At 63.3% G+C, this 13521-nt stretch carries 12 protein-coding genes; 11 read left to right on the plus strand and 1 reads right to left on the minus strand.

Annotated elements, in window-relative coordinates; genetic code table 11:
• The first annotated feature begins 16 nt into the window (after positions 1–16).
• The 9 genes from gltR (at position 17) to ACZ6YA_RS06570 (ending at position 10274) form a co-directional block, all read left to right on the plus strand.
• The gene (gene gltR, locus ACZ6YA_RS06530) at positions 17–742 is read left to right on the plus strand and encodes a two-component system response regulator GltR (RefSeq protein ID WP_465896323.1); all 726 of its coding nucleotides are present in this window, start codon (positions 17–19) and stop codon (positions 740–742) included.
• The gene (locus ACZ6YA_RS06535) at positions 723–2177 is read left to right on the plus strand and encodes an ATP-binding protein (RefSeq protein ID WP_465896324.1); all 1455 of its coding nucleotides are present in this window, start codon (positions 723–725) and stop codon (positions 2175–2177) included. Before gltR ends, ACZ6YA_RS06535 begins: the two co-directional genes overlap by 20 nt.
• A gap of 102 nt (positions 2178–2279) precedes the next feature.
• Complete coding sequence (locus ACZ6YA_RS06540; RefSeq protein ID WP_465896325.1) at positions 2280–3488, plus strand: D-mannose isomerase; 1209 nt, start codon at positions 2280–2282, stop codon at positions 3486–3488.
• Between the two features lie 104 nt (positions 3489–3592).
• On the plus strand, positions 3593–4879 hold the full coding sequence (locus ACZ6YA_RS06545) for an ABC transporter substrate-binding protein (protein ID WP_465896326.1): 1287 nt from the start codon (positions 3593–3595) through the stop codon (positions 4877–4879).
• Between the two features lie 133 nt (positions 4880–5012).
• Positions 5013–5921 (plus strand): carbohydrate ABC transporter permease, encoded by a 909-nt coding sequence (locus tag ACZ6YA_RS06550; protein WP_465896327.1) that lies wholly within the window; start codon positions 5013–5015, stop codon positions 5919–5921.
• Positions 5914–6759 carry a carbohydrate ABC transporter permease gene (locus ACZ6YA_RS06555; RefSeq protein WP_465896328.1) on the plus strand — a complete coding sequence of 282 codons (846 nt, stop codon included), beginning with the start codon at positions 5914–5916 and terminating at the stop codon, positions 6757–6759. Before ACZ6YA_RS06550 ends, ACZ6YA_RS06555 begins: the two co-directional genes overlap by 8 nt.
• Before the next feature lie 3 nt (positions 6760–6762).
• Positions 6763–7917, plus strand: a complete 1155-nt coding sequence (locus ACZ6YA_RS06560) for an ABC transporter ATP-binding protein (RefSeq protein WP_465896329.1) — start codon at positions 6763–6765, stop codon at positions 7915–7917.
• Positions 7918–7958: 41 nt separating this feature from the next.
• The gene (locus ACZ6YA_RS06565) at positions 7959–9302 is read left to right on the plus strand and encodes a carbohydrate porin (protein WP_465896330.1); all 1344 of its coding nucleotides are present in this window, start codon (positions 7959–7961) and stop codon (positions 9300–9302) included.
• A gap of 117 nt (positions 9303–9419) precedes the next feature.
• Positions 9420–10274, plus strand: coding sequence for a D-hexose-6-phosphate mutarotase (locus ACZ6YA_RS06570; RefSeq protein ID WP_465896331.1), 855 nt, complete (start codon positions 9420–9422; stop codon positions 10272–10274).
• Here ACZ6YA_RS06570 and hexR read toward each other — a convergent pair.
• Positions 10267–11130, minus strand: coding sequence for a DNA-binding transcriptional regulator HexR (hexR, locus tag ACZ6YA_RS06575; RefSeq protein WP_465896456.1), 864 nt, complete (start codon positions 11128–11130; stop codon positions 10267–10269). The two genes, ACZ6YA_RS06570 and hexR, sit on opposite strands and share 8 nt — an antisense overlap.
• A 211-nt stretch (positions 11131–11341) precedes the next feature.
• On the opposite strand from hexR, the gene zwf reads away from it, so the two are divergent.
• Complete coding sequence (gene zwf, locus ACZ6YA_RS06580; protein ID WP_465896332.1) at positions 11342–12811, plus strand: glucose-6-phosphate dehydrogenase; 1470 nt, start codon at positions 11342–11344, stop codon at positions 12809–12811.
• Positions 12798–13511, plus strand: a complete 714-nt coding sequence (gene pgl / locus ACZ6YA_RS06585) for a 6-phosphogluconolactonase (RefSeq protein WP_465896333.1) — start codon at positions 12798–12800, stop codon at positions 13509–13511. The genes zwf and pgl overlap by 14 nt, the downstream gene beginning before the upstream one ends.
• Positions 13512–13521: the final 10 nt, after the last annotated feature.

Consider the following 13521-nt stretch of genomic DNA (forward strand, 5'->3'; position numbering starts at 1 on the left):
AAGAGGGCGGGACACCTTGAGCACTGCCGGAAAATCGATCCTGATGGTCGACGACGATCAGGAAATCCGCGAGCTGTTGCAAACCTACCTGAGCCGCGCCGGCTTCCAGGTGCATGCCGCAGCCGACGGCCAGGGCTTTCGCCATTCCCTGGAAAACACCTCCTGCGACCTGGTCATTCTCGATGTGATGTTGCCCGACGAGGATGGCTTCAGCCTGTGCCGCTGGGTGCGCCAGCACCCGCGCCAGTCGCGGGTGCCGATCATCATGCTGACTGCCAGCTCCGACGAGGCCGACCGGGTCATCGGCCTGGAACTGGGCGCTGACGACTACCTGGGCAAGCCGTTCAGCCCGCGCGAGCTGCAGGCGCGCATCAAGGCCCTGCTGCGCCGCGCCGAGTTCGGTCACGCTGCACCGGCCACCGCCGTGTTGGTCTTCGACGACTGGCGCCTGGACACGGTTAGCCACCGGCTGTTCCACCGTGACGGCGAAGAAGTGATTCTGTCCGGTGCCGATTTTGCCCTGCTCAAGCTGTTTCTCGATCACCCCCAGCAGATTCTCGATCGCGACACCATTGGCAACGCCACCCGTGGCCGTGAACCGATGCCGTTGGACCGTATCGTCGACATGGCGGTCAGCCGCCTGCGTCAGCGCCTGCGCGATACCGACAAGCCGCCGCGGCTGATCCGCACCGTGCGCGGCAGTGGTTACCTGCTGGCTGCAAATGTCTGCTGCGCTTCCTGAGCGGCGCTGGCGCCTGCTGCCGCGCTCGCTGCTGGGGCGCATGCTGCTGCTGACCCTGTTGGTGGTACTGCTGGCCCAGAGCCTGTCGAGCTTTATCTGGGTCGCCCAGCTACGCGCCAGCCAGTTGCAGGGCCTGCGCGCCAGTGCCGGCAGCCTGGCGCATTCGATGAGCGCCAGCGTCAGTTACTTTCGCTCACTGCCGGTGGCGTACCGGCCGATGGTGCTCGACCAGTTGCGCAGCATGGGCGGCACGCGCTTCTTCGTTTCGCTCAACGACAAGCCACTGGACATGCCGGTATTGCCCATCACGCCACGCAAACAGGCGGTCATTGACGTGTTCCAGCAGGTGCTGCACGAGCGGCTGGGCGCGCAGATGGAAATTTCAGTGGAGTTCGTCGGGCCCGATGACCTGCGGATCTTCAACAGCGGTCTGAAACTCGACGAACTGCCGCGCTCTTGGGCCCATTACTCACTGACCCTGGAACCGCTCAATCCGCCCGTGCTGGTCACGCAGATTCGCCTGGGCGAGGGCGAGTGGCTGTACATCGCCTCGCTGCTGCCCGAGCCCTACACCAGCCTCGAAGCCGAGCGCCTGCCCCGTCAGCAGATCGGCTTCATTGCCCTGACCACCGCCTTGCTGCTGCTGTTCATCGGCCTGCTGGTGCACTGGCAGACCCGGCCGCTCAAGCGCTTGGCGCGGGCCGCGCGCGAGCTGTCGCTGGGCGCCGACGTGGCGCCGGTGGCCGAGGGGGGCGGCAGTGAAGTGGTCGAAGTCGGGCGGGCGTTCAACAGCATGCGCGAACGCATCAGCCGTTACCTCACCGAGCGCAGCCAGCTGTTCAGTGCCATTTCCCACGACCTGCGCACGCCGATCACTCGCCTGCGCCTGCGTGTGGAACTGCTGGAGGGTGAGCATATGCAGGCCAAGTTCAGCCAGGACCTGGATGAACTGGAGCTGTTGGTCAAGGGCGCATTGCAGTGCGTGAAAGACACCGACATCCACGAGAACATCGAGCCAGTCGACCTCGATCAGGTGTTGGAAATCCTCGCCGAACCCTACGTGCGTGACGGACGCATTACCGTCGAGGGCCAGGTGCTGGCGCCGTATCCGGGCAAGCCGCTGGCGTTGCGGCGCTGCATCGGCAATCTGATCGACAACGCCATCAAGTATGGCGAGCGCGCCCGCTTGCGCATCATCGACAGTGCCGAAGGCTTTGTTCTGCAAGTGGACGATCAAGGCCCTGGGGTGCCGCAGCAGCAGCAGGAGCAGGTGTTCGAGCCGCATTTCAGGCTGGCCGGGCAGCAGCAGGGATACGGGCTGGGGCTTGGGATTGCGCGCAACATTGCCCACAGCCATGGCGGTGAGGTAAGCCTGTTGAACTTGCGCGAGGGTGGGTTGCGGGTGACCCTCTATTTGCCGCGAGGCATTGACTGAGGGAATGTCACTGAGTGGTGACATACCCGCGGGCCTTCGTGACATCCCAGCCAGGACGGCTGGCTAGAATCTGCAAACCTCTGGCATGGAAGTAGCGGGTGCATGGACTACATCGACTCCCCGGAACATATCGCCTGGCTCAGCGCCGAAGGCAGGCGACTGCTGTCATTCGCCCAGGCCGCGCAAGTGCCTGACGGCTTCGCCGGCCTTGACGTGCATGGCAAGCTGCCGCCCTCGGCCGTCGCCGACACCCTCATCACCGCCCGCATGACCCACAGCTTTGCTCTGGCTCACATTCAGGGTGAGCCCGGCTGCCTGACGCTTGTCGAGCATGGCGTGCAGGCGCTGCGCGGGCCGTTGCACGATGGCATTCACGGTGGCTGGATCAGCGGTGACGGCAAGGCAGCCTACCTGCACGCCTTCGTCGCGCTGGCCGCCAGCTCCGCAGTGGTGGCGGGTGCAGCGGGTGCGCAAGGATTGCTGGTGGACGCGATCGGGGTGATCGAGGAGCGGTTTTGGAGCGAGGAGGAAGGCGCGCTGCGCGAATCCTTCTCCTGCGACTGGCTGCACCCGGAAGCCTACCGTGGCGCCAACAGCAACATGCACGCCACCGAGGCGTTCCTCGCCCTGGCAGATGTCACCGGCGATACGCTTTGGCTGGAACGCGGGTTGCGCATCGTCGAGCGCATCATCCATGGCCATGCCGCTGCCAACGATTACCGGGTTGTCGAGCATTTCAATGGGCACTGGCAACCCTTGCCCGACTACAACCGGGATAACCCCGCCGATCACTTCCGGCCCTATGGCGCCACCCCTGGGCATGCGTTCGAATGGGCGCGGCTGTTGCTGCACCTGGAAGCGGCGCTGCGCCTGGTGAGGCTGAATACGCCGGAGTGGCTGCTGGGCTGTGCCCGTGGCCTGTTTGCCAGCGCCTGCCGGCATAGCTGGAACGTCGACGGTGCCAACGGCATTGTCTATACCCTGGATTGGGACAATCAACCCAAGGTGCGCGAGCGTCTGCACTGGGTTCACGCCGAAGCCTGCGCCAGCGCTGCGGCCCTGTTGCGGCGCACCGGCGAGCCAGCGTACGCGCGCTGGTACCGCTGCTTCTGGGATTTCACCGACAGTCACTTCATCGACCGCGCAGCCGGCAGCTGGCACCATGAACTCGACCTTGCCAACCAGCCCGCCGCGACCATCTGGGCCGGCAAGCCCGACCTTTACCATGCCTACCAGGCCGTGCTGCTGCCCACCCTGCCATTGGCACCGAGCCTGGCTACCGCGCTCGCGCGCAATGTAACCAAACGATGACATTCACGCATCGCTTCGTTACCTGGCGCAGCGGGCACTCTGATTAGACTCCATGCAATGCAAGCGACCGACTTGCCCGGCATAACAACAAGAAAGGTATTCCGATGAATTCGACCCTCCGCCTCGCTGCCGCGATCTCTCTCGCCTCCCTGTTCCCGCTCAGTGCCTTCGCCGCCGACTCCAAAGGCAGTGTCGAGGTGGTGCACTGGTGGACGTCCGGTGGCGAAAAAGCGGCTGTTGACGTGCTCAAGGCCCAGGTGGAGAAAGACGGCTTCACCTGGAAGGACGGCGCCGTAGCGGGTGGCGGTGGCGCCACGGCCATGACCGTGCTCAAGAGCCGCGCCGTTGCCGGGAATCCTCCAGGCGTTGCCCAGATCAAAGGGCCGGACATCCAGGACTGGGCTTCTACAGGCTTGCTCGATACCGATGTGCTCAAGAACGTTGCCAAAGAAGAGAAATGGGACACGCTGCTCGACAAGAAAGTCGCCGACACCGTGAAATACGAAGGCGACTACGTGGCCGTGCCGGTGAACATCCACCGTATCAACTGGCTGTGGATCAACCCCGAAGTGTTCAAGAAGGCCGGCATCGACAAGGCGCCGATCACCCTCGACGAATTCTACGCCGCTGCCGACAAGCTCAAGGCCGCAGGTTTCATCGCTCTCGCACATGGCGGCCAGCCGTGGCAGGACAGCACTGTATTTGAAAGCGTGGTGCTGTCGGTGATGGGTGTTGACGGGTACAAGAAGGCGTTGGTCGATCTGGACGAGAAAGCGCTGACTGGCCCCGAGATGGTCAAGTCGCTGACCGAGCTTAAAAAGGTCGCCACTTACATGGACCCGGACGGCAAGGGCCAGGACTGGAACCTGGAAGCGGCCAAGGTCATCAACGGCAAGGCCGGCATGCAGATCATGGGCGACTGGGCCAAAAGCGAATGGACCCTGGCCAAGAAGACCGCAGGCAAGGATTACCAGTGCGTACCGTTCCCAGGTACCGAAAAAGCCTTTCTGTACAACATCGACTCGCTGGTGGTGTTCAAGCAGAAGGACGCGGGCACTGCCGCTGGCCAGCAGGACATCGCCAGAAAGGTACTCGGCCAGGACTTCCAGAAAGTTTTCAGCACCAACAAGGGTTCGATCCCGGTGCGCAACGACATGCTCGCCGACATGAATAGCTATGGCTTCGACGCCTGCGCCCAGGCTTCCGCCAAAGACTTCATGGCCGACGCCAAGACCGGGGGCCTGCAGCCGAGCATGGCGCACAACATGGCCACCACGCTGGCCGTGCAGGGCGCCTTCTTCGATGTGGTGACCAACTTCATCAACGACCCCAAGGCCGATCCTGCCGATGCCGCGAAAAAGCTGGCGGCGGCGGTCAAGTCGGCCAAGTAGGCCCCTTCGCGGGACAAGCCCGCTCCTACAGGCCTGGTGCCATGCCCAGAACCTGTGGTGAGCAGGGCCCTTGTGGGAGCGGGCTTGCCCGCGAAGCGGTGCGCAGCACCGCCCATACCTCAGGATTCACGCCATGATCACGACAACCGCCCAACTGCGGGCCTCACCCATGGACGCTCTACAGCGCTGGCTACCCAAACTGGTGCTGGCGCCGAGCATGTTCATCGTCCTGGTAGGCTTCTACGGCTACATCCTATGGACCTTCGTCCTCTCCTTCACCACCTCGACCTTCCTGCCGACCTACAAGTGGGCGGGCCTGGCGCAATACGCCCGGCTGTTCGACAACGACCGCTGGTGGGTCGCCAGCAAGAACCTGCTGGTGTTCGGCGGCTTGTTCATCGCCATCAGCCTGGCCATCGGCGTGTTCCTCGCGGTATTGCTCGACCAGCGCATCCGCCGCGAAGGCTTCATCCGCACCATCTACCTGTACCCCATGGCACTGTCGATGATCGTCACCGGCACCGCCTGGAAGTGGCTGCTCAACCCTGGCATGGGCCTCGACAAACTGCTGCGCGACTGGGGCTGGGAAGGCTTTCGCCTGGACTGGCTGATCGACCCCGACCGGGTGGTGTATTGCCTGGTGATCGCCGCCGTGTGGCAGGCCTCGGGCTTTATCATGGCAATGTTCCTCGCCGGCCTGCGCGGCGTCGACCAGTCGATCATCCGCGCCGCGCAAATGGATGGCGCCAGCCTGCCGCGTATCTACTGGACCGTGGTGCTGCCCAGCCTGCGCCCAGTGTTCTTCAGCTCGCTGATGATCCTTTCGCACATCGCCATCAAGAGTTTCGACCTGGTGGCGGCGATGACCGCCGGTGGCCCGGGGTACTCGTCCGACCTGCCGGCGATGTTCATGTACTCGTTCACCTTCAGCCGCGGCCAGATGGGCATGGGCTCGGCCAGCGCCATTCTCATGCTCGGGGCGATCCTGGCGATCCTCGTGCCTTACCTGTACTCGGAGCTGCGGAGTAAACGCCATGCATAGCCCTGCCGACAAACCGGCGTTGAGCCTAAGCCGCATCGCCATCCACGCCGTGCTGCTGCTGGCCGTGTTGCTGTACCTGGTGCCGCTGGTGGTGATGCTGCTGACCAGCTTCAAGACCCCCGAAGACATCAGCAGCGGCAACCTGCTGAGCTGGCCGACCGTGGTCAGCGGCATTGGCTGGGTAAAGGCCTGGGGCACCGTGAACGGTTACTTCTGGAACTCGATCATGATCACCGTGCCGGCGGTGCTGATCTCCACTGCCATCGGTGCGCTCAACGGCTATGTGCTGTCGATGTGGCGCTTCCGGGGTTCGCAGCTGTTCTTCGGCCTGCTGCTGTTCGGCTGCTTCCTGCCGTTCCAGACCGTGCTGCTGCCGGCCTCGTTCACCCTCGGTAAGCTCGGCCTGGCCAGCACCACCAGCGGCCTGGTGCTGGTGCACGTGGTCTACGGCCTGGCCTTCACCACGCTGTTCTTCCGCAACTTCTACGTGAGCATCCCCGATGCGCTGGTCAAGGCCGCGCGCCTGGACGGGGCCGGGTTCTTCACCATCTTCCGCCGCATCATCCTGCCGATGTCGACGCCGATCATCATGGTCTGCCTGATCTGGCAGTTCACCCAGATCTGGAACGATTTTCTGTTCGGCGTGGTGTTTTCCAGCGGCGACTCGCAACCGATTACCGTGGCCCTGAACAATCTGGTCAACACCAGCACCGGGGCCAAGGAATACAACGTCGACATGGCGGCGGCGATGATCGCCGGCCTGCCAACCCTGCTGGTCTATGTGGTGGCAGGCAAGTATTTCGTCCGCGGCCTCAGTGCCGGCGCCGTCAAGGGGTGAGTCATGGCAACGCTTGAAATTCGCAATGTGAACAAGACCTACGGCAGCGGCCTGCCAGACACCCTCAAGGACATCCAGCTGTCGATCAGGGACGGCGAGTTCCTGATCCTGGTCGGCCCTTCGGGCTGTGGCAAATCGACCTTGATGAACTGCATTGCCGGCCTTGAAAACATCACCGGCGGGGCGATCCTGATCGACGACCAGGACGTCAGCGGCATGAGCCCCAAGGATCGCGACATCGCCATGGTGTTCCAGTCCTACGCGTTGTACCCGACCATGACGGTGCGCGAGAACATCGAGTTCGGCCTGAAGATTCGCAAGATGCCGCAGGCGGCCATTGAAGAGGAAGTCACGCGGGTAGCCAAGCTGCTGCAGATCGAGCACCTGCTGGCGCGCAAGCCGGCGCAGTTGTCCGGTGGCCAGCAGCAGCGCGTGGCGATGGGCCGGGCATTGGCGCGGCGGCCGAAGATCTACCTGTTCGACGAGCCGCTTTCCAACCTCGACGCCAAGCTGCGGGTCGAGATGCGCACCGAAATGAAACTGATGCACCAGCGCCTGAAGACCACCACGGTATATGTCACCCACGATCAGATCGAGGCCATGACCCTGGGCGACAAGGTGGCCGTGATGAAGGACGGCATCATCCAGCAGTTCGGCGCCCCGCAGCAGATCTACAACGACCCGGCTAATCAGTTTGTCGCCAGCTTTATCGGCTCGCCGCCGATGAACTTCATTCCCGTGCGCCTAGCCAAGCAGGACGGTCGCCTGCTGGCCCTGCTCGACAGCGGCCAGGCGCGTTGCGAGTTGCCGTTGGGGGTGGCCAGTGACGAACTGGACGGGCGCGAGATCATCCTCGGCATCCGCCCCGAGCAAATCACCCTGGGCACAGGGGAGGGCAATGGTCTGCCAGGCATTCGCGCCGAGGTTCAGGTGACCGAGCCGACCGGGCCGGACTTGCTGGTGTTCGTCACCCTCAACCAGACCAAGGTGTGCTGCCGCCTGGCGCCGGACGTGGCGTGCCGGGTCGGCGACAGCCTGAACCTGCAATTCGACCCGGCGCGGGTGCTGCTGTTCGACGCCGCCAGCGGCGAACGCCTGGACCTGAACATTGCCAACGCTTCAGTGAAGGACAACGTCACCCGGCTCAAGGGCCGTTGAATCGTCTACACCATCAATAAGAAAAAAGAGGACGCAAAGGGATGGAACAGCGCAATCGCATCAAGACCTTGGGCTCACTGGCCCTGCTTGCCTTAGTCGGTAGCAGTGGGGTTCAGGCCGCCGAGGCCTTTTCCAGCGAGTCGAAATGGATGACCGGCGACTGGGGTGGCATCCGCACCGAGCTGCTGGAAAAAGGTTATGACTTCACCCTCGACTACGTGGGCGAGGTGGCCGGCAACCTCAATGGCGGCTACAACGACGACAAGACTGCGCGCTACAGCGACCAGTTCGCCCTTGGCGCGCACCTGGACCTGCAGAAGATTTTCGGCTGGCAGGATGCCGAGTTCAAACTGGCGATCACCGAGCGCAGCGGTCGCAATCTGTCCAACGACCGTATCAGCGACCCGCGAGCCGGCCAGTTCAGTTCGGTGCAGGAAGTCTGGGGCCGTGGCCAGACCTGGCGGCTGACCCAGATGTGGGTCAAGCAGAAGTATTTCGACGGAGCCCTGGATGTAAAATTCGGCCGCTTCGGCGAGGGCGAGGACTTCAACAGCTTCCCGTGCGATTTCCAGAACCTGGCCTTTTGCGGCTCGCAGGTGGGCAACTGGGTCGGCGGCATCTGGTACAACTGGCCGGTCAGCCAATGGGCGCTGCGGGTCAAGTACAACATCACGCCGGAATTCTTCGTCCAGGTCGGGGCTTTCGAGCAGAATCCATCGAACCTGGAAACCGGTAACGGCTTCAAGCTCAGCGGCAGCGGCACCAAGGGCGCGATCATCCCGGTGGAAGCGGTGTGGTCACCGCAAGTCAACGGCCTGCCGGGCGAATACCGCCTGGGGTACTACTACAGCACGGCCAAGGCCGATGATGTGTACGACGATGTCAACGGCAATCCACAAGGCTTGACGGGTGCAGCCTTCAAGTCGCATTCGAGCAAGCATGGCTGGTGGGTGGTGGCGCAGCAGCAGGTCACGGCCCACGGCGGCGACGTCAGCCGCGGCCTCAGCCTGTTCGCCAACTTTACCGTGCATGACAAGGCCACCAACGTGGTCGACAACTACCAACAGGTCGGCCTGGTGTACAAGGGCGCATTCGATGCTCGGCCCAAGGATGACATCGGTTTCGGCGTGGCCCGTATCCACGTCAACGACGACGTGAAGAAGCGCGCTGAGCTGCTCAATGCCCAAAGCGGCATCGACGATTACGACAACCCGGGCTTCGTGCCACTGCAGCGTACCGAGTACAACGCCGAGCTGTACTACGGCTTCCACGTCACCAACTGGCTGACCGTGCGGCCGAACCTTCAGTACATCAAGAGCCCCGGTGGGGTGGATGAGGTGGACAACGCGCTGGTCGCTGGCTTGAAGATTCAGTCGTCATTCTGAGGCCAATTGTTGTAAATTTACGCCAATCCAATTTTGGCTCCCGGCACCCACTGGCTTGCAGTGGTTGTCGGGGATAGGCCGAGACAGCGCTATCTCAAACAACAAGAGCTTGGAACCATGCCTGAACATCCGCTACATCGCTTCTTTTCCGCACAGAGGCCCAGGCCGACATTCGAGTGGGAGCGTTACCAGCAGCGCGATGTGCTGATCATCGATCATCCCCGCTGCCAGGCGGTATTCAGCCGCCAGGGCGCCCAGTTGCTGCACTTCCAGCCGGCCGGCGAACGGCCCTGGCTGTGGTGTGCCGAACAGTGGCCGCAGGTGGGTGCAATTCGGGGTGGCGTGCCGGTGTGTTGGCCGTGGTATGGCCGTCACCCCAGTGAGGACTTGTGGCCGGCGCATGGTTGGGCGCGCCTGCTGGACTGGAAGCTGGTCGACAGCCGCGAAGACGAAGAAGGTGTGAGCCTGAAATGGCGCCTCGACCTGTGCGACTGGCAGGTCGACCTGCATGCCCGGCTCGGTAGCCGCATGGAGCTGAGCCTGAGCACCGAGCACCAGGACAGCGAACCGTGCCAGCTGAGCCATGCACTGCTGGCCTATTGGCGTATCAGTAACGTTTCCGAGATAGCGCTGTCCGGGCTTGAAGATATCGAGGGTTACGACCGCCTGAACCGACAGGCCTGCCGCGAAGAGGGCGCCTTGAAGCTCAAGGGCGGTTGCCAGAAGGTCTACCCGGGTACGCCTCGGGTGCAGTTGCAGGATCCGGCCTGGCAGCGGGAGCTGTGCATCGACACCGGTGACAGCGACGACACCGTGGTCTGGCACCCCGGCAGCCGGCCGCTGATGGGCGTGAGCGGGCGCGAGAGCCAGGGCTTCGTTTGTGTCGAGGCGGCCAGCGGCAGCGGCGAGGGCCTGAGCCTGGCGCCGGGGCAGCGCGCCCACCTGCGGCTGCAGGCGCATAGGCTCAGCTGAGTTCGTCGTCCTCGACCGGGTAGCGGCTGGCATTGAGGCTTTCCTTGATCTTGCGCAGGTGCGGCTGGAAGTCCACGCCACGGCGCAGGGTCATGCCGGTGGCCAGCACGTCGAGCACGGTCAGCTGGATGATCCGCGAGGTCATCGGCATGTAGATGTCGGTGTCTTCGGGCAGCGGAATGTGCAGGCTCAAGCTGCAGGCCTGGGCCAGTGGCGAACCGGCAGCGGTCAGGCCGAGTACCGAGGCGCCGTTTTCGCGGGCCACGCGCGCCACTTCGACCAGTTCGCGGGTGCGCCCGGTGTAGGAAATGATCACGAACAGGTCGCCGGTGTGCGCCACCGAGGCCAGCATGCGCTGCATCAGCACATCGGCATGGGCCGACACGGCCAGGTTGAAGCGGAAGAACTTGTGCTGAGCGTCCAGGGCCACTGGGGCCGAGGCGCCGAGGCCGAAGAAGTGGATCTGCCGGGCCTGGATCATCATGTCCACGGCGCGGCTGACCTGCTGCGGGTCGAGCTGCTGGCAGGCACTGTCAAGCGAGGCGATGGCGCTGGCAAAGATTTTCTGGGTGTAGGCCGCCGGGTCATCGTCGGCTTCCACCGCACGGCTGACATAGGCGGCGCCGCTGGCCAGGCTCTGTGCCAGTTGCAGCTTGAGCTCGGGGTAGCCACTGACACCGAACGAGCGGCAGAAGCGGTTGACGGTCGGCTCGCTGACCTTGGCCGCCTGGGCCAGCGCGGCAATGCTGAAGCGGGTAGCTTGTTGCGGGTTGAGCAGAATGACTTCGGCGACTTTGCGTTCGGCCTTGTTCAGCTCGTCGAGGCGTCCCTGGATCTGCTCCAGGAGGTTTCGCACGCGGTCCATGGGTGTGTCCTTGGGTCGGGAAGACAGCCGGCTGGCGCAGCAGCAGGCTTTTTGCACGGTCGTCTATCGTACTGGCGGTACGGGTGGCGCACCACTTGTCTGTAACACTTGTATGTAATGTTGTGGTTTTTACTACATTATTCCTTGAAAACCGTAAGTGAAAGCGGTATTCCTAGACCAACTTTAGGAAAGAACCAACATCATGGCAGCGATCAGTGTCGAACCTTGCACCTTTGCCCTGTTTGGCGCCCTTGGCGACCTGGCACTGCGCAAGCTGTTTCCTGCGCTCTACCAGCTCGACCGCGCCAATTTGTTGCACGCGGACACTCGCCTGTTGGCGCTGGCCCGCGAGCCTGGCAGCCCGCAAGAGCACCTGCAAAGCATCGAGGCCCATCTGCGCAAGCACGTGGCCGAGGAGGATTTGGAGCCTGCGGCGCTGGGGCGTTTTCTCGGGCGCCTTAGCTATCAGCACCTGGACTTCCTGCAGCCTGAGGGCTATCAGGCCCTGGCCGAGCAAGCGCCTGCCGAGCTGCCGTTGATTGCCTATTTCGCCACCGCAGCAGCGGTGTACGGCGCGATCTGCGAAAACCTCGACCTGGCTGGCCTGGCCTCACGCACGAGGGTTGTGCTGGAAAAGCCCATCGGCCACGACCTGGAATCGTCGCGCCGGGTCAACGATGCCGTGGCGCGCTTCTTCCCGGAAAGCCGCGTTTATCGCATCGACCACTACCTGGGCAAGGAGACGGTGCAAAACCTGATCGCGCTGCGTTTCGCCAATAGCCTGTTCGAAACCCAGTGGAACCAGAATTCGATCTCCCATGTGGAAATCACCGTCGCCGAGAAGGTTGGCATCGAAGGCCGCTGGGGCTATTTCGACAAGGCTGGCCAGCTGCGCGACATGATCCAGAACCACTTGCTGCAGCTGCTGTGCCTGATCGCCATGGATCCGCCCAGCGAGCTGTCCGCCGACAGCATCCGCGACGAGAAGGTCAAGGTGCTCAAGGCCCTCGCACCGATCACTGGCGAGGGCTTGAGTACCCGCGTGGTGCGCGGCCAGTACATCGCCGGCTACAGCGATGGCAAGCCGGTGCCCGGTTATCTGGAAGAAGACAATGCCAACGCCCAGAGCGACACCGAAACCTTCGTCGCCCTGCGCGCCGACATTCGCAACTGGCGCTGGTCGGGGGTGCCGTTCTATCTGCGCACCGGCAAACGCATGCCGCAAAAATTGTCGCAGATCGTCATCCATTTCAAGGAAACCCCGCACTACATCTTCGCCCCGGAACAGCGCCTGCAGGTCGGTAACAAGCTGATCATCCGCCTGCAACCGAGCGAGGGTATTTCGCTGCGGGTGATGACCAAGGAGCAGGGCCTGGACAAAGGCATGCAGCTGCGCAGCGGCCCATTGCAGCTGAATTTTTCCGACACCTGGCGCACCGCGCGCATTCCGGATGCCTACGAACGCTTGCTGCTCGAAGTGATGCGCGGCAACCAGAACCTGTTCGTGCGCAAGGATGAAATCGAATACGCCTGGAAGTGGTGCGACCAGCTGATCGCTGGCTGGCAGAGCGCCGGGGACGCGCCCAAGCCCTATGCGGCCGGGTCATGGGGGCCGATGAGTTCGATTGCACTGATTACACGTGATGGGAGGGCCTGGTATGGCGATATCTGAACTTCAATTGCCGAAGAGCGTTACAGCGCATGCGCTGACGGATGCCACAGCGCTCTCAGCAACGCTGGCCGCCGATGTGGCCGGCCGCTTGCGCGCAGCCATTGCCGCGAAAGGGCAGGCCTGCCTGGTGCTGTCCGGTGGCCGCAGCCCGGTGCCGTTTCTCGAGAAGCTGGCAACCGAGGCGCTGGACTGGTCGAAGGTGACCGTGAGCCTGGCCGACGAGCGCTGGGTGCCGGTGGAACACGCCGACAGCAACGCCGGCTTGCTAGCCCGCCACCTGTTCCAGGGTGCGGCTGCCAAGGCGCGCTTTGTCAGCCTGTATCAGCAGGCGGAAAACCTCGACGCGGCCGCGGCACAGGCCGATCAGGCCTTGGCCGAGTTGCCGGCCATCGATGTGCTGGTGCTGGGCATGGGCGACGACGGTCACACCGCGTCGCTGTTTCCCAACAGCCCCAACCTGGCCGAAGGCCTCGACCTGAACACCAAGCGCCGCTGCCTGCCGATGCTGGCCCCGAGTGTGCCGCACCAGCGCCTGTCGCTAACCCGTTCGCTGCTGGCCAGCGCCGCCTTCATCGCGCTGTCGGTGCAGGGCCCGGGCAAGCTCGCTACCCTGCGCGCCGCGTTGGCGGGCAACGACCTTAACGAAATGCCGATTCGCGCCTTTCTTCACGACCCCTTGAGCATCTACTGGTGCCCATGAGCAAAGGATC

Source organism: Pseudomonas sp. NPDC090752, assembly GCF_055584805.1.

Coding starts and splice junctions, on each gene's coding strand:
- pgl (WP_465896333.1), top strand. CDS start 12,798: ATGGCGATATCTGAACTTCAATTGCCGAAGAGCGTTACAGCGCATGCG.
- ACZ6YA_RS06555 (WP_465896328.1), top strand. CDS start 5,914: ATGCATAGCCCTGCCGACAAACCGGCGTTGAGCCTAAGCCGCATCGCC.
- ACZ6YA_RS06550 (WP_465896327.1), top strand. CDS start 5,013: ATGATCACGACAACCGCCCAACTGCGGGCCTCACCCATGGACGCTCTA.
- zwf (WP_465896332.1), top strand. CDS start 11,342: ATGGCAGCGATCAGTGTCGAACCTTGCACCTTTGCCCTGTTTGGCGCC.
- ACZ6YA_RS06565 (WP_465896330.1), top strand. CDS start 7,959: ATGGAACAGCGCAATCGCATCAAGACCTTGGGCTCACTGGCCCTGCTT.
- ACZ6YA_RS06535 (WP_465896324.1), top strand. CDS start 723: ATGTCTGCTGCGCTTCCTGAGCGGCGCTGGCGCCTGCTGCCGCGCTCG.
- ACZ6YA_RS06545 (WP_465896326.1), top strand. CDS start 3,593: ATGAATTCGACCCTCCGCCTCGCTGCCGCGATCTCTCTCGCCTCCCTG.
- ACZ6YA_RS06570 (WP_465896331.1), top strand. CDS start 9,420: ATGCCTGAACATCCGCTACATCGCTTCTTTTCCGCACAGAGGCCCAGG.
- ACZ6YA_RS06560 (WP_465896329.1), top strand. CDS start 6,763: ATGGCAACGCTTGAAATTCGCAATGTGAACAAGACCTACGGCAGCGGC.
- ACZ6YA_RS06540 (WP_465896325.1), top strand. CDS start 2,280: ATGGACTACATCGACTCCCCGGAACATATCGCCTGGCTCAGCGCCGAA.